Source organism: Thiohalophilus thiocyanatoxydans, assembly GCF_004366735.1.
Classification (GTDB): domain Bacteria; phylum Pseudomonadota; class Gammaproteobacteria; order UBA6429; family Thiohalophilaceae; genus Thiohalophilus; species Thiohalophilus thiocyanatoxydans.
In genome coordinates, this window is record NZ_SOQX01000001.1 from 574,064 (window position 1) to 599,832 (window position 25,769).

The window sequence follows — 25,769 nt, forward strand, 5'->3', positions numbered from 1 at the left end:
GAGATGGACAGTGTAACCTCTCTCAGCGACCGGGCCTACGTCCGGCGAGATAAGAGGTTTGGGGATCGACCAGAAAACGGCCGGCCATGGCCGTGCGCCCGAGTAGCATGCGAAAACGCATGGTGTCCCGGTTGGTCAGCGTTATTTCGATTTTCCAGCACAGGTCGGCCAGACAGGCTTCGGTGGCAATGACAAAGCGTTTTTCCCTGTGCCCGCCGGAGTCGGTGACCGTGCGCTGATCGAGCACCGGACAATGGCATTCGGTGATCTGTTTCGAGTTGTGTTGCACCGGGTGGATCTTGAAGCGGACCATATCGATACCCTGGTTCTGATACGGCTCCAGGTCGAAAGTATGCAGAGCCGAACTGCGGGCACCGGTATCGACCTTGGCCTTGATATATTCGATGCCCAGTTCGGGCAGTCGAATCCACTCGCGCCAGCCAATCGTTTGCAACCTGTCTGTGGACATGGAAAATCACGACCCTGAAAAGAAGAAAGCCACACTATGCCGACCCGTTGTAGGGGGGTCAAGCAGGTGTGGCTGAAAGGTTGACCGGGCTGTTGTTCGGCAGCCTGTCAGGGTCGTTCAGTTCTGGATGCCGAGATTTTTCCAGATCGCCAGGGTCGGGGCGGACTGGTTCATACAATAGAAATGCAGTCCGGGCGCGCCGGCCTCGAGCAGGGTATGACAGAGATCCGTGATAACCTCTTCACCGAACTGTTTAATGGATTCCTTATCGTCGCCAAAATCTTCCAGGCGCTTGCGAATCCAGCGCGGGATATCAGCGCCACACATATCGGAAAAGCGTGACAGTTGCTTGTAATTGATAATCGGCATAATGCCGGGAATGATCGGCAAATCAACATTCATCCGCTCGCACTCGTCGATAAACCGGAAATAGGCATCCGGGTTAAAGAAGTACTGGGTAATAGCGGTATCGGCGCCGGCTTCCACCTTGCGTTTGAAGTTTTTCAGATCATCCGAGGCAGACGGTGCCTGGGGATGAATTTCCGGATAGGCGGCCACTTCGAGTTCGAAGTAATCACCGGTCTCGGCGCGAATGAATTCGACCAGTTCATTGGCATAGCGAAGTTCACCGGGACCACGCATGCCCGAGGGCATATCACCGCGCAGGGCCACGATACGCTTGATGCCGTTTTCCTTGTAACCGCTCAACAGCTCCCGCAGGCCGTCCTTGGTTGTACCAATGCAGGACAGATGCGGCGCGGCATCATCACCGGATTTCTGGATCTCAGCGACAGTGTCGAATGTCCCTTGCTGGGTACTGCCGCCGGCACCAAAGGTGACCGAGTAATAACGCGGTTGCATGCCTTTGTTCAGGTTCTTGCGAACCTTGCGCAGTTTCTCCGCGCCTTCTTCCGACTTGGGCGGGAAAAACTCCACACTGTAAACGGGTGAGTATTTCTTTTGTGATTCCATAGGCTCCAGTTAACGAGATAAAAAAGGACGGAGACGAAGTTGATGTTCTAACTCCGTCGTCCGTCCCCGGTCACTCGTCCCTTAGTGTTTAGTAACGATAATGTTCAGACTTGTACGGACCTTCAACCGGGACACCGAGGTAGTCGGCCTGTTCCTGACTCAGCTTGGTCAGCTTGGCGCCAATCTTGCCAATGTGCAGGGCCGCAACTTCTTCGTCCAGTTTCTTCGGCAGCACATAAACACCGAGCGGATAGTTTTCCGGCTTGGTGAACATTTCGATCTGGGCAACCACCTGGTTGGTGAAGGAGTTGGACATCACGAAACTCGGATGGCCGGTACCGCAACCCAGGTTGACCAGACGACCTTCGGCCAGCAGGGTGATGCGCTTGCCGTCAGGGAAGACGATCTGATCGACCTGCGGTTTGATGTTGATCCATTCGTACTTGCGCAGGCTTTCGACCTGGATTTCGTTGTCGAAGTGACCGATGTTGCAGACGATGGCCTGATCTTTCATGGCCGCCATGTGGTCGTGGGTGATGACGTCCTTGTTACCGGTCGTGGTAACAAAAATGTCGGCCTGACCAACCGCTTCGTCCAGCGTGACAACACGGTAACCTTCCATTGCGGCCTGCAGGGCGCAGATCGGGTCGATTTCGGTAATCCAGACATTGGCACCGAGACCGCGCAGAGACTGGGCGGAACCCTTGCCGACGTCGCCGTAACCGCAGACGACGGCGATCTTGCCGGCAACCATAACGTCGGTAGCACGCTTGATGGAATCCACCAGGGATTCACGGCAGCCGTACAGGTTATCGAACTTGGACTTGGTGACGGAGTCATTGACGTTCATGCCGGGGAACAGCAGCTCACCATTGTTAAACATCTGGTACAGACGATGAACACCGGTGGTGGTTTCTTCGGTCACGCCCTTGATGGATTCGGCCATCTTGGTCCACATGCCCTTGTTGTTTTCGAAGTTGCGTTGCAGCACACCGAGAACGGCACGGAATTCTTCGTTTTTCTCCTGGGCAGGATCCGGAACGGCACCGGCTTTTTCAAATTCCACACCCTTGTGAACCAGCAGCGTGGCGTCGCCGCCGTCGTCCAGGATCATGTTCGGCAGTTCGCCGTTGGGCCAGGTCAGTACCTGCTCGGTGCACCACCAGTATTCTTCCAGGGTTTCACCCTTCCAGGCGTAAACCGGGATACCCTGCGCGGCGATAGCGGCAGCGGCGTGGTCCTGGGTGGAGAAAATGTTACAGGAAGCCCAGCGTACTTCGGCACCCAGTGCAACCAGGGTTTCGATCAGTACAGCGGTCTGGATGGTCATGTGCAGGGAACCGGTGATACGAGCGCCCTTGAGGGGCTTGTCCTTGCCATATTTTTCGCGCAATGCCATCAGACCGGGCATTTCGGTTTCGGCGATATCCATCTCCTTGCGACCGTAGTCGGCAAGGCTGATGTCCGCGACTTTGTAATCTGTAAAGTCTTTGGGAACAGCGTTCATGTTGTAGCTCCGTATTTCACGGTGAGCGCCGTTGTTTATTTAGACTGGGTGGTCTGAGCCTGACCCTGCTACCCAATCCGGCTGATTTCCAACCGGATTGGGTAGCAAGGCTGCAGCGCTCCTCAGATCCCCAGTGAATTCTTGATGACTACATTATAGTAGGGGGAGGCCGGACCTCCCCCGAAAACCGCATTTTATCAAATGCCGGCTGCTTTCTTCAGCTCTTCGGCCTTGTCGGTCTTCTCCCAGGGGAGATCCAGGTCTTCGCGACCGAAGTGACCATGGGCTGCCGTGGGAGCGTACATCGGGCGCAGCAGGTTGAGCATTTTCACCAGGCCACCGGCACGCAGATCGAAGTGTTCGCGAACCAGTTCCTCGATGCGCTCCTCGGAAACCTTGCCGGTACCGAAGGTGTCAACCGAAATAGAGGTCGGCTCGGCCACGCCGATGGCGTAGGAAACCTGGATTTCACAGCGCTTGGACAGGCCCGCGGCAACAATGTTCTTGGCCACATACCGACAGGCATAGGCGGCGGAACGGTCTACCTTGGACGGGTCCTTGCCGGAGAAGGCGCCACCACCGTGACGACCCATACCACCGTAGGTGTCTACGATGATCTTGCGGCCGGTCAGACCACAGTCACCTACCGGGCCACCGATAACAAAACGACCGGTCGGGTTGATGTGGAATTTGGTGTCCTTGGTGATCCAGCTTTCAGGCAGTACCGGCTTGATGATTTCGTCCATCACGGCATCCTGCAGGGTGTTGAGATCGATTTCCGGGTTGTGCTGGGTCGACAGTACAACGGCGTCGACACCTACCGGCTCACCCTTGTCGTAGCGGAAGCTGACCTGGCTTTTGGCGTCCGGGCGCAACCACGGCAGGGTGCCGTTCTTGCGAACTTCGGCCTGACGGCGTACCAGACGATGCGCGTAGGTGATCGGCGCGGGCATCAGCACGTCGGTTTCATCGGCGGCATAGCCGAACATCAGGCCCTGGTCGCCAGCGCCCTGTTCCTTGTCGTCGCCTTCATCCACGCCCATGGCGATATCGGGAGACTGCTTGTCCAGTGCAACCAGCACGGCGCAGGTTTCCCAGTCAAAGCCCATTTCGGAGCTGTTATAGCCGATTTCCTTGACACGTTCGCGCACGACAGTCGGCATATCGATTTGCGCGGTGGTGGTGATCTCACCAGACAGGATAACCATGCCGGTATTAATCATGGTTTCGCAGGCAACACGGGATTTGGGATCCTGCTCCAGCAGTGCATCGAGAATGGAGTCGGATATCTGATCCGCAACCTTGTCGGGATGACCCTCGGAAACCGATTCAGAGGTGAAGATATATTTCTCAGCCATTAAAGTCCTCTCTTTCTTTCTATAAGTTTTGTTCGCCGATACATATCGTGGCGCAATGTCGCCGTATACGGCATGGTATCGCTTAAGTTACAGCTTAAATTCGCAGACGCTTTCTTGAGTATCGAAAGCTAGGGCGGGTTAGTCTGGAGTATTTATTCAACCCTGATTAGTAATCATTAATATAATGCCAGAAAACGGCCCCGGATTAAAGGGCGGTACCCCTATTATAACAATAGTATTAATGTTGTTTAATACTCGTATAAATAGTCGCTTATAGCGAGAATAAATCAAAAAATGTTCTATCTACTTGAAAAAAATGGGCAAATTTCCCGAAAAATCAGGCAATTTTAGGCGGTTATCAAAGTCATCCGGCAAGAAATCGGGGAAAATACTGGCGTTTTTTGCTCAACACGGTAAGATATAGGGATTACACAAACACGGGTCCTCATCATCCCGGCAGCGAATACTTTTATGACAAGTTTCTGTCGGTGAATACTCAAACGTTGTTTTGCGAACACCGCAAACACGCTCAATCTGACGAGCCTGGCTCGTATCCCTGCCCAGGGCGCAAGTCCTGAAACAACTGGTGTAATAAATTACTGTTGCTTGAAGAGTGGCAACCGGGTTGTTCACAGGATACGTGCTATAGCTGTACGGCTCATGAGGGGCCCGTTTTCTCTTCATCTGTTGAACAAGATAAGGAAAACGACGTGACCCAAGAAAAGAAAACGCAAGATTTCGGTAATGATCCTTTAAAAGTCCGTGATACGGATCACTACAAAGACGAATATGTCTCCGGCTTCGTAGACAAGTGGGACGAACTGATTGACTGGGACGGCCGTGCCAACAGCGAGGGCGACTTCTTCATTAAGCTATTGAAGGAACACGGTGCCAAGAAGGTGCTGGATGTGGCGGCGGGAACCGGCTTTCACTCGGTTCGCCTCCTGGAAAGCGGTTTTGAGGTTACCAGTGCCGACGGCAGCCCGGAAATGCTGGCCAAGGCGTTTGAGAACGGCCGCAAGCGCGGACACATTCTGCGCACTGTGCATGCCGACTGGCGCTTTTTGAACAAGTCAGTGCATGACCTGTATGACGCCGTTATTTGTCTCGGTAACTCCTTTACCCATCTGCATAGCGACAACGATCGCCGCAAGACACTGGCCGAGTTTTATGCCACTTTGCGCCATGACGGTATCCTGATCCTGGACCAGCGTAACTACGATGCCCTGCTGGATCACCAGGTTCAGCCGACGCATAACTACTACTATTGCGGCGATAACGTGAAGGCCAGCCCGGAGCATATCGATGAATCCCTGGCACGTTTTCGCTATGAGTTTCCCGATAAATCCGTTTATCATCTCAACATGTTCCCGCTGCGCAAGGAATACGTGCGCAAGCTGATGCGTGATATCGGTTTCCAGAAAGTAACCACCTACGGCGACTTCAAGGAAACCTATCGTGAAGCCGAGCCGGACTTCTTTATTCACGTGGCTGAAAAACGCTATATCGAAGGGGAGAACGAATGAGTGAAGGCTATTCCGACGTCGTAGAAACGGCACGCGATTACTACAACAGCGAAGATGCCGATAATTTCTATTACCACGTCTGGGGTGGTGAGGACATCCATATCGGACTTTACCAGTCCGAGGATGAGCCGATTCGCGATGCCAGCCGGCGCACTGTCGAGTACATGGCCTCCAAAATCACGCTCAAGCTTGATGCCGACAAAACGGTCCTCGATATGGGGGCCGGCTACGGCGGCGTGGCCCGCTATCTGGCCAAAACCTATGGCTGCAAGGTGGTCGCCCTGAACCTGAGCGAGCGGGAAAACGAACGCGATCGCGCGATGAACAAGGAGCAGGGCCTGGATCACCTGATCGAGGTGTGGGATGGCAGTTTTGAATCGGTTGCTGCCGACGATGCCAGCTTTGACGTGGTCTGGTCACAGGATTCCATCCTGCACAGCAGTGAGCGGGCCAGGGTGATCGCCGAGGCCGCGCGAGTACTCAAGCCCGGCGGTGAGCTGATCATGACCGATCCGATGCAGGCCGACGATTGCCCGGAAGGCGTGTTGCAGCCGGTCTATGACCGGATTCACCTGCCGTCACTGGGCTCCATCGGGTTTTACCGCGAAGCGGCCAGACAGAACGGCCTGGAAGAGGTGGAGATCGAAGAGATGACCGAGTACCTGGTCAAGCATTATGGCCGGGTGCGTCGCGAGCTGGAGCAGAATCGCGAGAGCATCACCGACAAGGTCTCCGACGCCTATATCGATCGCATGATCACCGGCCTGGGCCACTGGGTCGAGGCCGGCAGCCAGGGCTATCTGCGCTGGGGCGTCCTCCATTTCCGCAAACCGGCATAAGTGCCAGTAACGAGTCGCTAGCTAGCGACTCGTTACCCCGGCTAGTAGGTCAGGTTGCGCGCAGCGCGACCTGACATTCTCCGTATCGGCATGGGTGTCACGCAGGCTAACGCCAGCGTGACCTACAGGGTTAGCCAGAGTATTGGTCAATACCAGCGACTGGTCGCCAGTGCTGGCGACTAGTAACCCCAGATCCCCTGGAGCAGGGCGGCGTAGGGCCGGTAGAGGTCGTTGTCGGCCGGCTCAAAACCGCTGATGTTGACTTTTTCCAGCATGGCCTGACCGGCCTCGCTCTCATGCGCGTTCAGCAGAGCGCTTTGCACCTGGCGACTGACCTCTTCCGGCAGATCGGGTGAGGCGGAGACCGCCAGATGCGGGACCGGTTCGGTAGTCGTGACGGTGTTGACCGTGGTGTCGCCACTGATCATCGGCGTCGGAAGCAGGGCGGCCTCGGCGCGGCCGGCCCTGAGTCGCTGCAAGGCCTCTTCAAAGTTGGGTTCGCTGACGATGATAGGCTGACGCATCTGGTGGGGGAACATGCGCGCCAGCTCGACCCCGCTCAGGCTGGGCGAGGACGGCGTGACCACTTTTTTGCCAATCAGTTCAGCCGGCTCAAACAGCAGCAGATCTTCATTGGTAACCAGACTGAAACTGAGGGTATCGCGGATTTTGGCGAGCACCCGGTAGTTGGCCTGATCGACCCGATAACCGGTAAAATGCGGGGGATCCAGTACCAGGTCGGCCGACTTCTGGCGAACCGCCTCCCAGTAGGCGACAAAATTGTGGTGGGCCTGGATCCGGAATTCGTGACCGGTCTGTTCGCTTAAATAGGCGGTCAGCGGGCGGTAGAAGGTCTCCGTCTCTGCCTTGGGCATGATCGGCTGTATGGTCAGGGTGTAGGTGTCGGCATGGCTGATCGGGGCGAACAGACATAACAACCACACGGTGGTGACAGCGATGCTCCGCCGGATAGGGGTGACGGGGGACATATAAAAACCTCCTGCATGATGACGCGTGACATGATGAGAGGACGCAGGTCGGATACGGAATAATCCAATAGAGTCATAACTCGTTACCCGGTCCTATTCTGGGTTAGCGGTCTTTCCTGAACAGAAGTTTAGAAAAATAGGGAGAAAATGATGGTCAGTCTTGAAACACCGGTCTGTGATTTTGGCGCCCCGGCAGTGGATTTTGCCCTGCCCGGGGTCGACGGTCAGACCTGGACACTGGAGCAGTGCCGGGGAGAAAACGGGCTGCTGGTGATGTTTATCTGTAACCACTGCCCCTACGTCAAGGCCATTCGCGAGCGACTGGTACGCGATACCCGCGAGTTGCGCGACCAGCACGGCATTAATTCCGTGGCGATCATGGCCAACGATCCGAGCGAGTACGAAGAGGACTCGTTCGAGAATATGCAGAAGGTGGCCGCCGAGTATGACTTTCCCTTTCCTTATTTAATGGATGCAACCCAGGAGGTTGCCAAAGCCTATGGCGCGGTCTGCACCCCGGACTTTTTCGGTTACAACGCCGCTCTCGAGCTGCAGTACCGGGGCCGGTTCGATGCCAGTCGCAAGGACACCGCGCCGGCGGACGCACGCCGGGACCTGTTTGAGGCGATGGTACAGGTGGCCGAAACCGGCCGGGGCCCGGCCGAGCAGATCCCCAGCATGGGCTGCTCCATCAAGTGGAAAGAGGGCGGCTGAGCCAGGCCCCGGCCACTTTTGCCGATTTTGCCGATAAAATTCACTGTTTACCCCATAAACCAGGCAAGCTCCGGGCGCGGTAGCGGACCCGGAGCTTGCCCGTCACAGGTAAAAAATGGGAAAATCCCGGCCTCGTTGATCCGGGGAGGAAGCCGAACCGGCATTTTCATCAGGCAACACAGTGCCTGACAACAACGATGCTCGACTTCCATCATTACGGCAATCCCGACGGAAGCTAGTAACCGAATTCAGACGCGCCGGCGGACGGCGCGGGTGGAGTGCTCATTTCTGATGAAACAAGTCCATCAGAAAAGGCCTCGCCCCTGGCAGTACCGATAACAGAATTTTTGCAATTTAATGAACCGAGGGGAACTTTATGGCATCTCGCAAAGATCTCGCCAATGCAATCCGCGCCCTGAGTATGGATGCGGTGCAAAAGGCAAATTCCGGCCACCCGGGCGCGCCCATGGGCATGGCGGACATCGCCGAAGTCCTGTGGAACGACTTTCTGAAACACAATCCGACCAACCCGAACTGGTATGATCGCGATCGCTTCGTGCTCTCCAACGGCCACGGTTCCATGCTGGTCTATTCCCTGTTGCATCTGACCGGTTATGACCTGCCGATGGAAGAGCTGAAGAACTTCCGCCAGCTGCACTCCAAGACCCCGGGCCATCCCGAATACGGCTATACCGCCGGCATCGAAACCACCACCGGCCCGCTGGGCCAGGGCATCTCCAATGCCGTGGGCATGGCCATCGCCGAACGCACCCTGGCCGGTCAGTTCAACCGTGACGGCCACCACATCGTCGACCACTACACCTATGTGTTCCTGGGCGACGGCTGCATGATGGAAGGTATCTCCCATGAATCCTGCGCGCTGGCCGGCACCCTCGGTCTGGGCAAGCTGATCGCCTTCTGGGACGACAACGGCATCTCCATCGACGGTCACGTGGACGACTGGTTTACCGACGATACACCCAAGCGCTTCGAGGCCTACGGCTGGCATGTTATCCGCGATGTCGATGGTCACGATGCCGACGCAGTCAGCAAGGCCGTGCATGAGGCCCGGTCAATCAACGACAAGCCGACCCTGATCTGCACCAAGACCACGATCGGGTATGGTGCACCCAACCTGTGTGGCAGCCATGATTGTCACGGTGCGGCACTGGGTGAAGATGAAGTCAAGGCAACCCGCGAGAACATCGGCTGGAAACACGAGCCGTTTGTGATCCCCGACGAGATCTACAGCGGCTGGGACGCCAAAGAGAAGGGCCAGCAGGCCGAAGCCGAGTGGAACAAGAAGTTCGACGCCTACAAGAAGGATTACCCGGAACTGGCGGCCGAGTTCGAACGCCGCATGAAGGGCGAACTGCCGGGCAACTGGGAAGAGGTAGCTAACAACCTGATTCAGGAGTGCGTGGAAAAAGCCGATTCACCGGCGACCCGCAAGGCTTCCCAGGGCGCCATCACCGCGTTTGCCAAGGCGCTGCCGGAATTGTTCGGCGGTTCCGCCGATCTGACCCCGTCCAACCTGACCAACTGGCCGGACGCGAAAATGCTCACCAAGACCGTGGCCGATGGCAACTACATTTCCTACGGGGTGCGTGAGTTCGGCATGTCCGCCATTATCAACGGCATCACCCTGCACGGCGGGTTGAAGCCGTTCGGCGGCACCTTCCTGATGTTCTCCGAGTACGCACGCAATGCCCTGCGTATGGCGTCACTGATGAAGGTACCGAGCATCTTTGTCTATACCCATGACTCCATCGGTCTGGGTGAAGACGGTCCGACCCATCAGCCGGTCGAACAGATCGCGACCCTGCGCCTGATGCCGAATATGGCCCTGTGGCGCCCTTGCGACAGCGTGGAAACCGCCGTCGCCTGGAAGGCCGCCGTGGAACGCAAGGACGGCCCGACCTCGCTGATCTTCAGCCGCCAGGGTCTGGCCCATCAGGAGCGCAGTGCGGAGCAGATCGCCAACATCACCCGCGGGGGTTACATCCTGAAAGACTGCGACGGTACGCCGGATGCGATTATTATTGCCACCGGTTCGGAAGTTGCGCTGGCGATGGGAGCGGCCGAAAAACTGTCCGGCAAGAAGATCCGCGTGGTCTCCATGCCCTCCGTCGACGTGTTCGAAGCCCAGGACGAAGCTTATCGCGAGTCCGTGATACCCGCAGCCGTGACTGCCCGGGTGGTGGTCGAGGCCGGAGTCACCGACGGCTGGTACAAGTACGCCGGACTCAACGGCAAGATCGTCGGCCTGAACCGCTTCGGCGAATCGGCGCCGGCCGGCAAGCTGTTTGAATACTTCGGTTTCACCGTCGACAACGTCACCAAAGCCGTTGAAGACGTCCTGTAACAATTTTGATTTATAAACCTTAGAGTAAGGGAGAAAACAACATGGCAATTAAAATCGGGATTAACGGTTTTGGCCGTATCGGTCGCATGGTATTTCGTGCTGTCGCCAAAGACTTCGACAATATTGAAGTCGTCGGCATCAACGATCTGCTGGATCCGGAATACCTGTCTTACATGCTGCGCTATGACTCCGTGCATGGCCGCTTTGACGGCGACGTCAAGGTCGACGGCAACAACCTGATCGTCGATGGCAAGAAGATCCGCCTGACCGCTGAAAAGGATCCGGCCGCCCTGAAATGGGGTGACGTCGGTGCCGACATCGTGGTCGAGTCCACCGGTCTGTTTTTGACCGAGGAAGCCTGCCAGAAGCACATCGAAGCCGGCGCCAAGAAGGTGGTCATGTCCGCACCTTCCAAGGACGGGGCTCCGATGTTCGTTTATGGTGTTAACCATGACGACTATGCCGGTCAGAGTATCGTCTCCGCCGCCTCCTGCACCACCAACTGTCTGGCTCCGATCGCCAAGGTGCTGCACGACAAGTGGGGTATCAAGCGTGGCCTGATGACCACCGTGCACGCGGCAACCGCCACCCAGAAGACTGTTGACGGTCCGTCTGCCAAAGACTGGCGCGGCGGTCGCGGTATCCTGGAAAACATCATCCCGTCCTCCACCGGTGCAGCCAAGGCTGTCGGCGTGGTAATGCCGGAACTGAACGGTAAACTGACCGGAATGGCCTTCCGCGTGCCGACTTCCGACGTTTCCGTGGTCGACCTGACCTGTGAACTGGACAAAGATGCCGATTACGATGAAATCTGCAAGGCGATGAAAGCCGCTTCCGAGTCCGGCGACATGAGCAAGACCCTGGGTTACACCGACGAGAAAGTCGTTTCCACCGACTTCCGTGGCGTAGGCTACTCTTCCATTTTCGATGCCGAAGCCGGTATCGCGCTGGATGGCACCTTCGTCAAGCTGGTCGCCTGGTACGACAACGAGTACGGCTACACCTGCAACATGCTGCGTTTCCTTGAACACGTAGCTAAATAATCAGCCAGGGTTGGTTGATTAACGCAGAGCACGCGGAGGCGCAGAGTCGCAGAGAATAATTTTGTTTCTCTGCGCCTCCGCGTCTTTGCGCTCTCCGCGTTTTAATTACGAATGATTACAAAAGAACTATTCGCCAAGCGCCGACCGTTTGGCTAATAGTTTTTGAAAATTTACACGGAGTAACAAACATGTCTTTTATAAAACTGACTGATCTGGATCTGTCCGGCAAGCGGGTACTGATTCGCGCCGATCTCAACGTGCCGGTGAAAAACGGCAAGGTCACTTCCGATGCGCGGATTACCGCGTCCATGCCGACCATCGAGCACTGCCTGAAAAACGGTGCCGCGGCGGTCATGGTGATGTCGCATCGCGGTCGTCCCGAGGAAGGCGTGCCGGACGAGGAAAATTCCCTGGCGCCGATCGCCGATGACATGTCCGCCAAGCTGGGCAAGCAGGTTCGCCTGTCCAAGGATTACATGGACAACGATCCGCAACCGGCCGAGGGTGAAGTCGTTCTGCTGGAAAACGTGCGTTTCAACGCCGGCGAAAAGAAAGATGACGAAACCCTGGCGAAAAAATACGCCGCGCTGTGCGATGTTTTCGTCATGGACGCCTTCGGCACCGCGCACCGCGCCCAGGCTTCGACCCATGGCGTGGGCAGGTTTGCCCCGACCGCCTGTGCCGGTCTGCTGCTGGCCGAGGAGCTGGAAGCCCTGGCCAAGGCGCTGGCCGATCCGGCCCGCCCGATGGTCGCCATTGTCGGCGGTTCCAAGGTCTCCACCAAGCTGACCGTCCTCGAAGCGCTCTCTACCAAGGTGGATCAGCTGGTGGTTGGCGGCGGTATTGCCAATACCTTCATCAAGGCGGCGGGTCATCCGATCGGCAAATCGTTGTGCGAAGATGATCTGGTCGACACGGCCAAGGATTTGATGCAAAAGGCCGAGGCGGCGGGCGCCAGCATCCCGATCGCCACCGATGTCGTGGTCGGCAAGAAGTTCGATGAAAACGAGCCGGCGGTCGCGAAGAAGGTCGATGAAGTGGATGAGGATGACATGATCTTCGATATCGGTCCCGATTCCGCGAAACAGCTGGCGGATATTATTGCCAACGCCGGTACGATTGTCTGGAACGGCCCGGTCGGTGTGTTCGAGTTCGATCAGTTCGGCGAAGGCACCAAAACCATTTCCATGGCCATTGCCAATGCCAAGGGCTTCAGCCTGGCCGGTGGCGGTGACACCATCGCGGCCATCCAGAAGTATGATATTTATGACAAGGTCTCCTACATCTCTACCGCCGGCGGTGCCTTCCTGGAATACCTGGAAGGCAAGACCCTGCCGGCCGTGGCCATGCTGGAAGAGCGTGCCAAAAAATAACAGTGACGAGTTACGAGGGACGAGTAACGAGTCGTATGAGAGCTGGCCGAACAACGGCCAGCTGCTATCAATTATCCAATCGGCAGATTTGCCGGCCGGTAACAGGAACCCGTCACTAGACCTATGAGAAGAACCAAAATTGTTGCTACGCTCGGACCCGCGACCGATGATCCCAAGATCATGGACAAGATCATCGAGGCCGGGGTGGATGTTGCCCGGATCAACTTCTCCCATGGCACACCCGAGGAACACATGGAGCGGGCGGACAAGATTCGCAACCGGGCCCGCGCGCACGGCCGCCAGGTCGGTGTTATGTGCGATCTGCAGGGCCCGAAGATCCGCATCGAGCGTTTCAAGGACGGCAAGATTACGCTCAAGGAGGGGGACAACTTTATTCTCGATACCAAGCTGGATCCGGAGGCCGGTACGGTCGAACGGGTTGGCATGGCCTACAAAGAGCTGCCAGAGGATGTGACCCGCGGTGATACCCTGCTGCTGGATGACGGTCGCATCGTGTTGTGGGTCGATACCAGTGAACGTAACGAGGTGCACTGCCGGGTCGTGGTCGGTGGCGAGCTGTCGGATCGCAAGGGACTCAACAAGCAGGGCGGGGGCCTGTCGGCGCCGGCGCTGACCCATAAGGATCGCGAAGACATCAAGACCGCCGCGGCGATGAAGGCGGATTTTATTGCCGTCTCTTTTCCCCGTAATGCCGAGGACGTCAACGAGGCCCGGCATCTGGTTGAGGCGGCCGGCAGTACCGCGCACGTGGTCGCAAAGATCGAGCGCGCCGACGCGCTGAACAAGGTCGAGGAGATCATCGAGGCCTCGGATGTGATCATGATCGCTCGCGGCGATCTGGGTGTGGAAATCGGTGACGCCGCGCTGCCGCCGGTGCAAAAAGAGCTGATCAGCAAGGCCCGCGCCATGAACCGGGTGGTGATTACGGCCACCCAGATGATGGAGTCGATGATTACCAGTCATATCCCGACTCGCGCTGAGGTTTTTGACGTGGCCAACGCGGTGCTGGACGGCACCGATGCGGTGATGCTCTCGGCCGAGACCGCCAGCGGTCGCTATCCGGATAGCGCCATCGCGGCCATGGACCGGATCTGCCGCGAGGCGGAAAAACAGCGCACCGCCAAGCGCTCCGACCACCGCATCGATACCCGCTTCAAACGCATTGACGAGGCCATTGCGATGGCCGCCATGTATACCGCCAATCACCTCGGGGTGAAGGCGATCGCCGCCCTGACCGAGTCAGGCTCGACCACACGCTGGATGTCCCGCATCAGCTCGGGGATCCCCATCTACGCCTTGACGAGCTATGTGGAGACGCGTAGAAAGGTGACTCTCTACCGCGGGGTTTATCCGGTCAGTTTCGATGTGCCTGCCGATCTGGATCGCTCCGCCGTTAACCGGGAAGCCATTGATGAGTTGCTGCGCCGTGGCGCGGTGCGGGACGGCGACCTGGTCGTGATTACCCGGGGCGATCTGATGGGCGTCCAGGGTGGAACCAATGCCATGACCATCGTCCGGGTGGGCGATGTCGATGGCATCGATCAGGACAATAACCTTAATTAATCAATACTTTAAGATTACACGCAACACAGTAAAATAGCCCGAAACACACATTTAAGGAGGTCCCGAAAATGGCCCTGATTTCACTGCGTCAATTACTGGATCATGCCGCCGAAAATGGCTATGGCATGCCGGCGTTCAACGTCAACAACATGGAGCAGGTGCATGCCATCATGCAGGCTGCCGACGAAACCAACAGCCCGGTCATCATGCAGGGTTCCGCCGGAGCACGTTCCTACGCGGGCGAGCCGTTCCTGCGTCACCTGATCACCGCCGCGCTGGAAATGTACCCGCACATCCCCGTCGTCATGCACCAGGATCACGGCTCCGCGCCGGGCGTCTGCCTGCGCTCCATCCAGTCCGGCTTCAGCTCGGTCATGATGGACGGCTCCCTGATGGAAGACATGAAGACCCCCGCGTCCTATGAATACAACGTCGACGTCACCCGCAAGGTCGTGGAAATGGCCCACGCCGGCGGCGTCTCCGTCGAAGGCGAACTGGGTTGCCTGGGCTCGCTGGAAACCGGCGAAATGGGTGAAGAAGACGGCCACGGCGCCGAAGGCAAGCTGGACATGGACATGCTGCTGACCGATCCGCAGGAAGCGGCCGACTTCGTCGCCCAGACCGGTGTGGACGCCCTGGCCATCGCCATCGGCACCTCCCACGGCGCCTACAAGTTTACCAAGGAGCCGACCGGCGAGATCCTGCGTATCGATCGCATCAAGGAGATCCACGAGCGGATCCCGGACACCCACCTGGTCATGCACGGTTCCTCTTCCGTCCCGCAGGAATGGCTGGAAATCATCAACAACCACGGCGGTGACATGGGTAACACCTATGGCGTACCGGTGAATGAAATCCAGGAAGGCATCAAGCACGGCGTGCGCAAGGTCAACATCGACACCGATCTGCGCATGGCGTCCACCGGTGCCGTCCGTAAGCACCTGGCCGACAACCCGAGTAACTTCGACCCGCGTAAATTCCTCAAGGAATCCACCAAGGCCATGAAAGAAATCTGCAAGGCCCGCTTCGAAGCCTTCGGTTGCGCCGGCAATGCCAGCAAGATCGACGTCATCAACCTGGAAAAAATGGTTGAGCGTTATGCCTCCGGCGAACTGGATCCGAAGGTCAAGTCCAAAGCGGCTTAACTCTACGGACTATCGCTGTAGCAAAGGCGGGCCTCGGCCCGCCTTTTTTAATGGCACTTCACAAACAACGTGCCGTGTTAGTGCCATTTATGCACGCCGTTAGCGTACTTAATAACGTTAACGGCGTGTGCTATGGGAAAAAAATTTTTACCGCAGAGACGCAGAGAAAATATTTTATGGAATTGTAGGAGGGGTTTGACATACATGGATGTACTAATACCCAAAATACTCGCGTTGCTCGCGGGGTGGGCCCTGTCGCGGAAGGCAGGCGTAGGTCAGGTTGCGCGTAGCGCTACCTGACATTCTCCGTAGCGCGAAGGGTGTCACGCAGGCTAACGCCAGCATGACCTACAACTTTTTATGGAAAAGAACATTTCACCGCAGAGGCGCAGAGTAAAATTTATTTATACAATTAGGAACGGACGTATCAGTGACAACCTTTAAGAGAGTTCGCGTTTCAGCTGAAGATCCTTCCATAGTTTAATTATCTTTCTTTGCGTCCTCTGCGCCTCTGCGGTAAAACGAAATAAATAATCAGGTATAGCCATGTCGAATGATGTACTGGAACAGGTAGCGTCGATCATCGAGGCCGATCCCCGTTCGGGGCAATCGCTGTTGTTATTCGCGCTGGTCTCAACGCTGAATGTGGAGAAGACCGGGCATATGTATATGCTCGGCAAGCTCAAGGAGTTCACGCCGGAAAACCGGCAGCTGGCTTACGGGCTGATGGAGCTGATGGCGGATAACCGGATTCACGATGAGCCCTGGCAGGCGGCCATGGCCCGCATGGAACAGGCGGTACGCGGCTAACCGTCGTCAAATAAAGCGCGGATTGGTTTGACGCCAACCACCCCCGCTAGCTACGCTTGAAGACTCAATACTTGCCGGGGCCGAGGGATGGGGGAGAAGGACGCTTATTTACTGCGCGAGCGCCTGCCGCTGCTACTGGAAGCCGTCCAGGCCGAAGGCTATGAGTGCATCGGCCCGCAATGGCAGAACGAGGCCATAGTGTATGACATCCTGAACCAGGTCGAGCAACTGCCCCATGGGGTGCAGGTCAATCAGTATCCCGGCGAATATTGTGGTGAGATCCATGAGGGCAACGTGCGTTGTTTCGCCTGGGCCAATGGTCCCCAGGCCCTGAAACCGTTTTTGTTCGCTCCCCGCGAGACACTCTGGCGCGTCCACCGGGATAACGACGGGCGATTGCAGTTTGAATCGGCCACGCCAGAGGCACCGAAACGGGCGATCTTCGGTGTCCGGGCCTGCGATCTGGCTGCCCTGGCCCTGCAGGATCGCCATTTTCTTGAAAGTGACTTTCCCGATCCGGCTTATGCCGCACGCCGCGAGAACCTGCTGCTGATTGCGGTTAACTGTTCCCATCCGGCCTCAACCTGTTTTTGTGCCTCCACCGGTGACGGGCCGGTGGCGCAGGCCGGTTATGATCTGGTGCTGGATGAGCTGGATGACGGATTCATGATTCAGGCCGGTACCGAAGAAGGCCAGGCGATCATGGCGCGGCTCAACCTGATCCCCGTAACCGACGGACATCGGGAGGCGATCGAAATACAGCAGGAAAAGGCGCACGAACAGTTGAGGCAGGTCCCGGGGAAACAGTTGCGCGATGCGCTGTTTGCCAATCTCGATCATGAGCGCTGGGATGATGTGGCGGGGCGCTGCCTCTCCTGCGGTAACTGTACCTCGGTCTGTCCGACCTGCTTCTGTCACAGTGAAGAAGAACTGGCCCCGCTGGACGGGGGCAGCTCCGAGCATATACGCCAGTGGGACTCCTGTTTTACGGCCGGTCACAGTTATATCCATGGCCTGACCATTCGCCAGCAGACGCGCGAGCGTTATCGTCAGTGGCTGACCCACAAGTTCGGCAGCTGGCACGATCAGTACGGACGCAGCGGGTGCGTCGGTTGCGGGCGCTGTATCGCCTGGTGTCCGGTCGGTATCGATGTGACAGAAGAGCTGCAGGCGATATGCGGGAGTGACGACGCATGAGCTCGCCCTATCTGCCCCATGAAGCCGAGATCTTCCAGCGCCTGGAAGAAACCCCGCATATCTTCACCCTGCGCCTGCGCTTCACCGATCCCGACATCCATGCGCAGTATCACTTCGAACCCGGTCAGTTCAATATGCTGTATGTGTACGGCGTGGGCGAAGTGCCAATTTCGATCGTCTCCGATCCGCAAGATGAACATGCCTATGATCATACGATCCGTCGCCTCGGTCGGGTCACCAACGTGCTGGCCGGTTTACAGGAAGGCGATCGCATCGGGGTGCGTGGCGCCTACGGGCGTGGCTGGCCGGTGCAACAGGCCGAGGGCAAGGACGTGGTGCTGATCACCGGCGGGCTGGGCTGTGCCCCGGTGGTGTCGGTGATCAATTACGTGCTCAAGCGTCGGGATCGGTTCCGCCGCCTGATCATTATGCAGGGCGTCAAACATTCGGACGATCTGATCTGGCGCGAGAAATACGAAACCTGGAGCAAGCAGAACGATACCCAGGTGGTCCTGGCGGCCAGTCAGGGTGGCGCCGGCTGGCCCTGGGCCACCGGCCATATCACCGAACTGGTCAGCGAGATCGATTTCGATCCGCAAAACTGCACCGTGATGATGTGCGGCCCCGAAGGGATGATGATCGCGGCGATGAAAGAGTTGTTACCGCGCCAGGTCCCCGAATCGGCCATCTGGCTGAGCATGGAGCGCAACATGCAGTGTGCGGTCGGCCATTGTGGTCATTGCCAGCATGGCCCCAATTTTGTCTGCAAGGACGGGCCGGTGTTCAATTATCCAGAGATCAAACCGCTGCTGGGGATAAAGGGCTTCTGATATGAGTGACAAACCTAAAGTTGCCGTACACAAGTTCGCCTCCTGCGACGGTTGCCAGCTGGCGTTTCTCAATGCCGGCGAGGCGTTGTTGAGCCTCGCGCAACAGGTGGAGCTGGTCCACTTTGCCGAGGCGGGACCGATGAACCCCGAAGCCCGGGTCGATATCGCCTTTGTCGAAGGCAGTATCTGTACCGCGCATGATGAAGAACGTATCCAGGCCATACGCCGCAACAGCCAGTACCTGATTACCATCGGTGCCTGCGCCACCGCCGGGGGATTGCAGGCCCTGCGCAACCTGGCCGATGGCCAGCAATGGCTGGCCGAGGTGTATGCCTCGCCGGAGTATATCGACAGCCTGGCGACCTCCACGCCCATTTCGCATCACGTCAAGGTGGATCATGAACTCTGGGGTTGCCCGGTCAACGGCCGCCAGGTGATGGGCGCGATTCGATCCCTGCTGCACGGCGCCGTGCCGGTGGTGGAACAGGATAAAGTCTGTCTGGAATGCAAACGGCAGCTGAATGTTTGCGTCATGGTAACCAAAGGCGAGCCGTGTATGGGGCCGGTGACCCGCACCGGTTGCGGCGCCATCTGTCCGTCGCTGGGGCGTGACTGTTACGCCTGTTACGGGCCGGCCGAAAACAGCAATACCGAAGCGCTGGGCGAGGCATTTCGTCAACTGGACGTGCTGCCCGCGACCATCGGTCGCCGTTTTCATTTTATCAACAGCGGCGTCGAGCCGTTCACGGCCGCCGGCCAGCGCTGGAAACGGGACGAGTAATGGACGAGCAACGCGACATTCGGATTCAGGTACCGGTGCTGGCGCGGGTCGAGGGCGAAGGGGCGCTGGAACTGCTGGCGCGTGACGGGCAGATCGAAAAACTGCAGCTGCGTATCTTCGAGCCGCCCCGACTGTTCGAAAAATTCCTCGAAGGACACAGCTACAGTGAAGTGCCGGACATGGTGGCGCGCATCTGCGGCATCTGTCCGGTGGCGTATCAGATGAGTGCCGTGCAGGCGATCGAGCAGGTATTCGGCACGCCTAACAGCGACTGGATCCAGTCCATGCGCCGCGCCATGTACTGCGGTGAGTGGATCCAGAGCCACGCTCTGCATATCCATTTGCTGGCCGCCCCGGATTTTCTCGGCTTTAACAACGCCATCGAAATGGCGCAGGTCCATCCCGAAGCAGTGCAGCGAGGCCTGCAACTGCAGGGACTGGGGAACAAACTCATCAGCCTGTTCGGCGGGCGCTCGGTCCATCCGGTTGGCGCCTGTGTCGGCGGGTTTCATCAGGCACCCTCTATCCTTGCCGTGAATCGTTTACGGGATGAACTGCAGGCCGCCCTGCCGGAAGCTGAAGAACTGGTACGCTGGACGGCCGGACTGGATTTACCCGATGATCAGCAGGAGTTTGTCAGCGTCGCGCTGCGCCACGAGCAGGAGTATCCCCTGTACGGCGGTCGGCTGGTCTCCGATGCCGGGCTGGATATCGCCATTGACGAGTACGAGCAACACTTTCGCGAATATCAGGAGTCCCATTCCACCTCGCTCTATTCCCTGCTGCACGATAAACCCTACCTGGTCGGGCCGCTGGCACGGCTGAATCTCAACCGGGATCGTCTCTCAAAAAATCTGCAGGCATTGATCGACGAGATCGGTCTGCAGCTGCCCAGCCGGAATCTGTTTCATTCGATCATCGCCCGCGCCATCGAAACCTGCTATGCCATCGAAGAGGCCGTGCGCCTGCTGGATAACTATCAAATTCCCCCGCAAAGTGCCGAATTCATCGAACCGAAGGCCGGCACCGGTTACGGCTGTACCGAGGCCCCGCGCGGCATACTCTGGCATCGCTATGATCTGGACGAAGAAGGCCTGGTCCTCAAATCCCGCATCGTCCCGCCCACCAGTCAGAACCAGGCACGGATCGAAGAGGATCTGCATCAGTCCCTGTCGAGTTACGGCCTGCAACATACCGATGCCGAACTGCGCCTGCGCGCCGAAAGCGTCATCCGCAATTACGATCCCTGCATCTCCTGCGCCACGCATTTTCTGAAGATCCGGGTCAAACGCGAGTGAAAGCACTGTTGATCGCCGGCATCGGCTCGCCCTTCGGCGCCGATCAGCTCGGCTGGCAGGTCGTCGATGACCTGCAAAAAAGCGCCGCTGCCACACTGCAACACTGCACGTTCCTCAAACTGGATCGCCCCGGCGCCGGCCTGATCGAGCGCCTGCAAGGATACGCACGGGTGATCCTGATCGACGCGTTGCAGGCGGGAAGGCCACGCGGCACGCTGGTGCGGCTGGATGCCGAACAGATCAGTGAACAGGCGGCAGGCCTGTCGAGTCATAACTTCGGTGTCGCCGAGGCGGTTGCCCTGGGCCGGGTGATGGGGCAGCTGCCGCAGGAGCTCGTGTTGTACGGGCTGGATGCGGGGGAAAAGCCGGATATGGCTTTCGAAACTGGCGAGACAGAACAGCTTGTTGCGCGGGTCGTGCATGAGTTGAGTGAAAGGGAGAGGGATCAAATTATCTCCTCCCCTGAAAGGTAAGGGTGAGGAAAGGGTGTTGTGGGAGGCGACTCTTGGGGTGTCACCCTGCTTATCTAAATGAGCGCCCTCCGGGCGGCCTTGATCTTGAAAGCGGGCTCTCGCGCCCGCGCGGCGAGTGACTTTTTGAAGCGGCAAAAAGTCACCAAAAACCGCTCCCGAAAGACGCCGCCGGTTCAGCCATTTCCAATGGCTGAACCGGTTCCCTGCGCTTCTCGCTCCAGTCGGGCTCGCCCGACGGCACGTCCGTGTGCCGACGGGCGAGTGCGCGCGTCCATGCGCGCACCCTTCGGGCTGTTCCTCCTTCCACTGCGATGCTCGGCGGCGTCTGACGGGAATAAAACCGGCTAGGGATAGTAGGGGAAGACCCTTGTATATCGACAAAACAATACCCTGGAAACCTCGAAAAGCCCCTTCCTCCCTGCTAGGATTGTGGGTAATTTCTGTAATATCAGGACCCGGGGTCGGAATAGACAGAATTTGTCTATTACCTGAAAAGGCAACAGGGGAAACCTAGTGGAAGCATTTACAATTTTATTGATCATTGTGGCTGTAGCAGTCGTTTGGGTCTGGATAAAAAAATCTCAGAAAAACTCTCGCCAACAGATTGCGAATGCACCGGAGCCGAAGTTAGAACAATACCATCAAGCGATTTCAGCCTCGGCACAGCGATTGGTTGAGATCATTAATGAGTCTCTGAAAATTGCCAACGAGTCAAAGAACGCTGATACAAAAGTATCAAGGCTAGATGTGGCCAAGAAACGCCTGGAAGAACTCAAGAAACTTTCAAATGAGCATCCATTTATTAAGCTCACACAGCTTGCACAAGTCGAACAATCCATAGCTGAATTAGAGCAAGAATTCCTTCAGGCGCAATATCGCGAGGCAGCTGAGGGAAATATGCGCGGCCAAGAGTTGGAAAAAGAAGACAATATAGATGCTGCTATTCTTGAATATGAGCGACTGCTGGAAGAAGGGGTCGATACACCGTTCACATATCGTCGGTTGGCTATTATATATTCAAAGAGAAAAGAAACAGATGAAGAGCTGCGGGTGCTGCGAGCCGCCATCAAAAATTTACCAGTTGAGAATAGTACTCATTACCAATGGTTTGCTGAACGACTGGCGAAAAAATCATGATTTTATCTGGCGTAGTGGTAAAGCTGTTGCCTAACAAAGCCATTAAATTCGCTCCCTACGGCCGCCGCACGCTCGTTCCTCGCGCCATTTATGGCGGCGTTAGGCCGATGGAAAACAAATGAGTGACATGAATGAACATTTCCTATCTCATCCAGACCTGCGTCCATATTTTGATGAGATTTTTCCGCTGTTACTCGCGGAGTCAGATCGTGGCGCTGTCCTTCTCGGGGTTTCCAAAATAGACGAATACCTAAAGAATTTTTTTGAAAACCTTGTGCCGGAGTCAGTGTCAGGAAAAAGAAGGAAAGAGATTTTTAACTATTCCGGGGCGTTTGGAACCTTGTCTTCAAAGCTGGATATCGCGCTCGTGTGCAGGTTGCTGTCTTCTGAAATAGTTGATGCTATACATAAAATGCGTAAGATTCGTAATGATCTTGCACATCAAACATTAGCCTTCAATTTAAAGGATTATCAGGTTCAGTTCTATGAGGTTTTTTCACTGATTGGCCCGGGTGTCGATGTCGGAATAAATAGAATGGCCGTAGAAGCCATGATGGAAAACATGCTTACGAAGCTGACTAACACAGAGAACCCTATTGAAGAGGGTAAGCCACTATTTGAAGGCAAGGGTGAGGCTCTTGAGTATTTGTCACAGAATGGTGAGGTACTTAAGGTCCTGGAAGAGAAGAGGCCACGCTGGGAGCTTGCTATAGGTGTGGCTATCATTTGCGGCCTGATTCTTCTTTATAGAGATAAAATCTCGGATAGTCTTGACGGTAATAAGACAATTCTCAGTTTGTTAGGCTCTCAATGATTGGCGTCGGTCTGAACATACCCAGGTAAACGGGGTCAGGTCTTGCGTTTTGACTTTCAGGAAGCAAAAGACAAGACCTGACCCCGAAAAAATGGGTTCAAAGCGGTTTGCAGCGTACGAGCTGCGAACGACACAGAAGCATATTGATGAAAACAGGAAAATATTCCTGGAGGCGTGGAATGAGCACATTAGCAGTTGAAACACATCCTTTGGCTCAGAGTGTCGAGTTTACAGACGATGATCTAATCGTGTCATTGGTTGATGGGCGAAAGATCACAGTCCCATTAGTTTGGTTTCCGCGTTTATCCGAAGCCGCGAAAAATCAATTAGAGAACTATGAGATTCTGGGTGATGGTGAAGGTATCCATTGGCCGGAAATAGATGAAGATCTGAGTGTGGCCGGATTGCTGCGCGGAAATGACTAGTAGTCATAAAAGTCTTCAAGGTCAGGTCTTGTCTTTTACTTCCTGAAAGTCAAAATGCAAGACCTGACCCCGCAAGGTCTAGATAGACTTCAAGTTATCTGACCCCCTTGATCTCATTCAAGAAGAGCGTCCTGAAAAATGAACGGCAAGGTGGCAAAAGGGAATTCGATGGAGGAACGCTTCTCGCGTCAACAGCAAGCACTGTTGCAGGTAAGCCGGCTATGGTGTGAGCTCGGATCTGGAGCAGATCCAGTGGATGCAATGCGTATCGTGACCCAAACCGCTGTCGAGAGTCTGATGGTTGGGCGTGCCAGCGTCTGGACACTGCACGAAACTGACCCGCAGTTGCTGGCTTGCCGCTGCCACAGCGCTTCAGGGTCCCCCCTGAAGTCTATGCCTGAGACGCTGGCTGCAACAGCGTTTCCCGCCTATACCGATGCCCTGGACCGAAACGAAACTGTGATTTGGGAAGCGGAGCCAGCATTGCAGGGGCCTCTCGGTCAGCTGATGGTGGTGCCGATCTCCTGCCTTTCTCAGCGCATAGGCGTGTTGTGTCTGGAGGGCTTCGAAACACACCGTCAGTATTTCCCTGACGAATTGAGCACGGCGCACCATCTCGCTAACATACTGGCTGCGATGCTGGCGGCCCAGCAAAGGCGCAAGGAGGCAGAAGAAGTCGAGGAACAGCTGCGCGACGAAGTGACTCTCTGGAACAACCTGCTTGATCAGTCCTGGGACGGCATCGTTATTCTAGAAGTGGATGGTGGTGTATTTCTGGCGAACCAGCGTTATGCGGACATCCTGGGCTACAGCAAGGAAGAGTTGCAAGGGCTCCATGTCTGGGACTGGGATGTCAATTATGATCGCGAGCAACTTCTGGCCATGCTTGCTGATGTGGATGAGATGGGTGCCCATTTTGAAACGCGTCAACGGCGCAAGGACGGCGCCATGATCGATATTGAACTCAGCAACAACGGATGTCAGTACAAGGGGCGCAAATTGATCCTCTGCATCTGCAGGGATATCACCGAGCGCAAGCGTACCGAGAAGCATATTCATCGACTGGCCACCATGGACTCCTTGACCGGCCTCGCGAATCGACGCGAGTTCACCAGGGTGGCAAGCCTTGAGGTACAGCGCAGCAAACGGCACGGCAATCCTTTGTCACTGATTATGTATGACCTCGATCATTTCAAGCGGATCAACGATTCGTTTGGGCACTCAGTGGGTGACGACATTTTGCGAGCAGTGAGTGAAATCGCCAGGGTGACGGTCCGCAAGACGGATCTTGTGGGGCGCTGGGGCGGTGAAGAGTTCATGGTGTTGTTACCGCAGACTCCGCTGGAGGACGCGGCGTTGTTGGCTGAAAGGTTCCAGAAAGCGTTGGATGACCACGATTTCCCGTCAGTCGGACATGTCACCGCCAGTTTCGGAGTTACCGGTTTAAGGCCCGAAGATGCTTTGGACAGTTTGGTGTTGCGTGTTGACAAGGCCTTGTACCGAGCCAAAAAGAATGGACGCAATCGAGTGGAACCCTTGGAGTAGAGCCCTGGAAAAGATAAACGGGGTCAGGTCTTGCCTTTTGCCTTTCAGGAGACAAAAGCCAAGACCTGACCTGACCCCGAAGACGGTTGAAGCCCCAAATTGTTTTGTCCGCGTCTTTGCACCTAAACAACAGAATTAAAGGGGTCAAAGCCCTTATCGTAAATTATTTCTCCGCGCCTCTGCACCCAAACAACGGGCATAAACGTCTCCGCGAACTCCGCGTTATTTTCCTACATCCCCGAGAGAAGAGGGTTATTCACACTCCGTCGGCACGCCGTTGAAGAAGTCGACCTTGCCGGTTTCCAGGCAATATTCCGCACCGACGACCAGCAAACCGTGATTGGCGATCAGTTCTTCAAGGATGGCCGAGCCGTGGCGCAGGTGATCGCAGGAGGCGCGGACGTTGGCGCGCATGGCTTTGTCGATCAGTTCCTGGTGGTCGAGATCGCAGTGCTGCTAGCTGCCTGGTTTCGTGAACCGTGGGTCCTACTTCCAGGATTAATTATAAGCCTATACCTTGTGTTAGTTTCATGTTGGTAATGAAAGGATTATCGCGTATAGGAAAATCTCAACTA

At 56.3% G+C, this 25,769-nt stretch carries 23 protein-coding genes, 1 pseudogene and 1 riboswitch; of the genes and pseudogenes, 18 read left to right on the forward strand and 6 right to left on the reverse strand.

Going from position 1 to position 25,769, the window contains the following annotated elements; all coding sequences use genetic code 11:
• Positions 1 to 22 precede the first annotated feature (22 nt).
• The 4 genes from EDC23_RS02705 to metK form a co-directional block, all read right to left on the reverse strand.
• Positions 23 to 469 (reverse strand): ATP-dependent zinc protease family protein, encoded by a 447-nt coding sequence (locus EDC23_RS02705; protein ID WP_134080866.1) that lies wholly within the window; start codon positions 467 to 469, stop codon positions 23 to 25.
• A 117-nt stretch (positions 470 to 586) separates the two neighbouring features.
• Entirely contained in the window at positions 587 to 1,441 is an 855-nt protein-coding gene (gene metF / locus EDC23_RS02710; protein ID WP_134080868.1) for a methylenetetrahydrofolate reductase [NAD(P)H], read from the reverse strand.
• Positions 1,442 to 1,529: 88 nt separating this feature from the next.
• Entirely contained in the window at positions 1,530 to 2,948 is a 1,419-nt protein-coding gene (ahcY, locus tag EDC23_RS02715) for an adenosylhomocysteinase (protein WP_134080870.1), read from the reverse strand.
• 16 nt (positions 2,949 to 2,964) lie between these two features.
• Positions 2,965 to 3,078: riboswitch (S-adenosyl-L-homocysteine riboswitch) on the reverse strand.
• A 67-nt stretch (positions 3,079 to 3,145) separates the two neighbouring features.
• On the reverse strand, positions 3,146 to 4,306 hold the full coding sequence (gene metK / locus EDC23_RS02720) for a methionine adenosyltransferase (protein WP_134080872.1): 1,161 nt from the start codon (positions 4,304 to 4,306) through the stop codon (positions 3,146 to 3,148).
• Positions 4,307 to 5,016: 710 nt separating this feature from the next.
• On the opposite strand from metK, the gene EDC23_RS02725 reads away from it, so the two are divergent.
• Together EDC23_RS02725 and EDC23_RS02730 are read left to right on the forward strand one after the other, a co-directional pair.
• Positions 5,017 to 5,832, forward strand: coding sequence for a glycine/sarcosine N-methyltransferase (locus tag EDC23_RS02725; protein WP_134080874.1), 816 nt, complete (start codon positions 5,017 to 5,019; stop codon positions 5,830 to 5,832).
• On the forward strand, positions 5,829 to 6,671 hold the full coding sequence (locus EDC23_RS02730; RefSeq protein ID WP_134080876.1) for an SAM-dependent methyltransferase: 843 nt from the start codon (positions 5,829 to 5,831) through the stop codon (positions 6,669 to 6,671). Before EDC23_RS02725 ends, EDC23_RS02730 begins: the two co-directional genes overlap by 4 nt.
• Positions 6,672 to 6,850: 179 nt before the next feature.
• On the opposite strand, the gene EDC23_RS02735 is transcribed toward EDC23_RS02730, so the two are convergent.
• Positions 6,851 to 7,660 carry a phosphate/phosphite/phosphonate ABC transporter substrate-binding protein gene (locus EDC23_RS02735; protein WP_134080878.1) on the reverse strand — a complete coding sequence of 270 codons (810 nt, stop codon included), beginning with the start codon at positions 7,658 to 7,660 and terminating at the stop codon, positions 6,851 to 6,853.
• Positions 7,661 to 7,810: 150 nt separating this feature from the next.
• On the opposite strand from EDC23_RS02735, the gene EDC23_RS02740 reads away from it, so the two are divergent.
• From EDC23_RS02740 to EDC23_RS02815, 16 genes are all read left to right on the forward strand, one after another.
• A complete protein-coding gene (locus tag EDC23_RS02740; protein WP_134081292.1) occupies positions 7,811 to 8,374 on the forward strand; it encodes a thioredoxin family protein in 564 nt (187 codons plus the stop codon).
• A gap of 376 nt (positions 8,375 to 8,750) precedes the next feature.
• Entirely contained in the window at positions 8,751 to 10,739 is a 1,989-nt protein-coding gene (gene tkt, locus EDC23_RS02745; protein ID WP_134080880.1) for a transketolase, read from the forward strand.
• A 41-nt stretch (positions 10,740 to 10,780) separates the two neighbouring features.
• Positions 10,781 to 11,782 (forward strand): type I glyceraldehyde-3-phosphate dehydrogenase, encoded by a 1,002-nt coding sequence (gene gap, locus EDC23_RS02750; protein ID WP_134080882.1) that lies wholly within the window; start codon positions 10,781 to 10,783, stop codon positions 11,780 to 11,782.
• Between the two features lie 188 nt (positions 11,783 to 11,970).
• A complete protein-coding gene (locus EDC23_RS02755; RefSeq protein WP_134080884.1) occupies positions 11,971 to 13,155 on the forward strand; it encodes a phosphoglycerate kinase in 1,185 nt (394 codons plus the stop codon).
• A gap of 123 nt (positions 13,156 to 13,278) precedes the next feature.
• Positions 13,279 to 14,739, forward strand: coding sequence for a pyruvate kinase (gene pyk / locus EDC23_RS02760; RefSeq protein ID WP_134080886.1), 1,461 nt, complete (start codon positions 13,279 to 13,281; stop codon positions 14,737 to 14,739).
• A 68-nt stretch (positions 14,740 to 14,807) separates the two neighbouring features.
• A complete protein-coding gene (gene fba / locus EDC23_RS02765; protein WP_134080888.1) occupies positions 14,808 to 15,884 on the forward strand; it encodes a class II fructose-bisphosphate aldolase in 1,077 nt (358 codons plus the stop codon).
• Positions 15,885 to 16,430: 546 nt separating this feature from the next.
• Positions 16,431 to 16,694 (forward strand): hypothetical protein, encoded by a 264-nt coding sequence (locus EDC23_RS02770; protein WP_134080890.1) that lies wholly within the window; start codon positions 16,431 to 16,433, stop codon positions 16,692 to 16,694.
• Between the two features lie 87 nt (positions 16,695 to 16,781).
• The gene (locus EDC23_RS02775; RefSeq protein WP_134080892.1) at positions 16,782 to 17,891 is read left to right on the forward strand and encodes a 4Fe-4S dicluster domain-containing protein; all 1,110 of its coding nucleotides are present in this window, start codon (positions 16,782 to 16,784) and stop codon (positions 17,889 to 17,891) included.
• Positions 17,888 to 18,721 (forward strand): FAD/NAD(P)-binding protein, encoded by an 834-nt coding sequence (locus EDC23_RS02780; RefSeq protein ID WP_134080894.1) that lies wholly within the window; start codon positions 17,888 to 17,890, stop codon positions 18,719 to 18,721. The genes EDC23_RS02775 and EDC23_RS02780 overlap by 4 nt, the downstream gene beginning before the upstream one ends.
• Position 18,722: 1 nt before the next feature.
• A complete protein-coding gene (locus tag EDC23_RS02785; protein WP_134080896.1) occupies positions 18,723 to 19,502 on the forward strand; it encodes an NADH-quinone oxidoreductase subunit B family protein in 780 nt (259 codons plus the stop codon).
• Entirely contained in the window at positions 19,502 to 20,800 is a 1,299-nt protein-coding gene (locus EDC23_RS02790; protein WP_134080898.1) for a Ni/Fe hydrogenase subunit alpha, read from the forward strand. Before EDC23_RS02785 ends, EDC23_RS02790 begins: the two co-directional genes overlap by 1 nt.
• Positions 20,797 to 21,273, forward strand: a complete 477-nt coding sequence (locus tag EDC23_RS02795; RefSeq protein ID WP_166668753.1) for a hydrogenase maturation protease — start codon at positions 20,797 to 20,799, stop codon at positions 21,271 to 21,273. The genes EDC23_RS02790 and EDC23_RS02795 overlap by 4 nt, the downstream gene beginning before the upstream one ends.
• Positions 21,274 to 21,786: 513 nt before the next feature.
• The gene (locus EDC23_RS02800; protein WP_134080902.1) at positions 21,787 to 22,410 is read left to right on the forward strand and encodes a hypothetical protein; all 624 of its coding nucleotides are present in this window, start codon (positions 21,787 to 21,789) and stop codon (positions 22,408 to 22,410) included.
• Positions 22,411 to 22,528: 118 nt separating this feature from the next.
• Positions 22,529 to 23,224, forward strand: coding sequence for a hypothetical protein (locus EDC23_RS02805; protein ID WP_134080904.1), 696 nt, complete (start codon positions 22,529 to 22,531; stop codon positions 23,222 to 23,224).
• A gap of 179 nt (positions 23,225 to 23,403) precedes the next feature.
• On the forward strand, positions 23,404 to 23,649 hold the full coding sequence (locus EDC23_RS02810; RefSeq protein ID WP_134080906.1) for a DUF2442 domain-containing protein: 246 nt from the start codon (positions 23,404 to 23,406) through the stop codon (positions 23,647 to 23,649).
• Between the two features lie 138 nt (positions 23,650 to 23,787).
• Positions 23,788 to 25,194 (forward strand): sensor domain-containing diguanylate cyclase, encoded by a 1,407-nt coding sequence (locus tag EDC23_RS02815; RefSeq protein WP_134080908.1) that lies wholly within the window; start codon positions 23,788 to 23,790, stop codon positions 25,192 to 25,194.
• A 252-nt stretch (positions 25,195 to 25,446) separates the two neighbouring features.
• On the opposite strand, the pseudogene EDC23_RS02820 reads toward EDC23_RS02815, so the two are convergent.
• A pseudogene (locus tag EDC23_RS02820) lies at positions 25,447 to 25,614 on the reverse strand (carbonic anhydrase); the annotation flags it as partial.
• Positions 25,615 to 25,769 lie beyond the last annotated feature (155 nt).

Bases quoted from the DNA above. Each gene is read 5' to 3' on its own strand.
- tkt (WP_134080880.1), top strand. From the start codon at position 8,751: ATGGCATCTCGCAAAGATCTCGCCAATGCAATCCGCGCCCTGAGTATG.
- EDC23_RS02740 (WP_134081292.1), top strand. From the start codon at position 7,811: ATGGTCAGTCTTGAAACACCGGTCTGTGATTTTGGCGCCCCGGCAGTG.
- EDC23_RS02730 (WP_134080876.1), top strand. From the start codon at position 5,829: ATGAGTGAAGGCTATTCCGACGTCGTAGAAACGGCACGCGATTACTAC.
- EDC23_RS02735 (WP_134080878.1), bottom strand. From the start codon at position 7,660: ATGTCCCCCGTCACCCCTATCCGGCGGAGCATCGCTGTCACCACCGTG.
- EDC23_RS02770 (WP_134080890.1), top strand. From the start codon at position 16,431: ATGTCGAATGATGTACTGGAACAGGTAGCGTCGATCATCGAGGCCGAT.
- ahcY (WP_134080870.1), bottom strand. From the start codon at position 2,948: ATGAACGCTGTTCCCAAAGACTTTACAGATTACAAAGTCGCGGACATC.
- EDC23_RS02815 (WP_134080908.1), top strand. From the start codon at position 23,788: ATGAACGGCAAGGTGGCAAAAGGGAATTCGATGGAGGAACGCTTCTCG.
- metK (WP_134080872.1), bottom strand. From the start codon at position 4,306: ATGGCTGAGAAATATATCTTCACCTCTGAATCGGTTTCCGAGGGTCAT.
- EDC23_RS02810 (WP_134080906.1), top strand. From the start codon at position 23,404: ATGAGCACATTAGCAGTTGAAACACATCCTTTGGCTCAGAGTGTCGAG.
- EDC23_RS02785 (WP_134080896.1), top strand. From the start codon at position 18,723: ATGAGTGACAAACCTAAAGTTGCCGTACACAAGTTCGCCTCCTGCGAC.
- EDC23_RS02755 (WP_134080884.1), top strand. From the start codon at position 11,971: ATGTCTTTTATAAAACTGACTGATCTGGATCTGTCCGGCAAGCGGGTA.
- gap (WP_134080882.1), top strand. From the start codon at position 10,781: ATGGCAATTAAAATCGGGATTAACGGTTTTGGCCGTATCGGTCGCATG.
- EDC23_RS02790 (WP_134080898.1), top strand. From the start codon at position 19,502: ATGGACGAGCAACGCGACATTCGGATTCAGGTACCGGTGCTGGCGCGG.
- fba (WP_134080888.1), top strand. From the start codon at position 14,808: ATGGCCCTGATTTCACTGCGTCAATTACTGGATCATGCCGCCGAAAAT.
- metF (WP_134080868.1), bottom strand. From the start codon at position 1,441: ATGGAATCACAAAAGAAATACTCACCCGTTTACAGTGTGGAGTTTTTC.
- EDC23_RS02805 (WP_134080904.1), top strand. From the start codon at position 22,529: ATGAGTGACATGAATGAACATTTCCTATCTCATCCAGACCTGCGTCCA.
- EDC23_RS02775 (WP_134080892.1), top strand. From the start codon at position 16,782: ATGGGGGAGAAGGACGCTTATTTACTGCGCGAGCGCCTGCCGCTGCTA.
- pyk (WP_134080886.1), top strand. From the start codon at position 13,279: ATGAGAAGAACCAAAATTGTTGCTACGCTCGGACCCGCGACCGATGAT.
- EDC23_RS02705 (WP_134080866.1), bottom strand. From the start codon at position 469: ATGTCCACAGACAGGTTGCAAACGATTGGCTGGCGCGAGTGGATTCGA.
- EDC23_RS02780 (WP_134080894.1), top strand. From the start codon at position 17,888: ATGAGCTCGCCCTATCTGCCCCATGAAGCCGAGATCTTCCAGCGCCTG.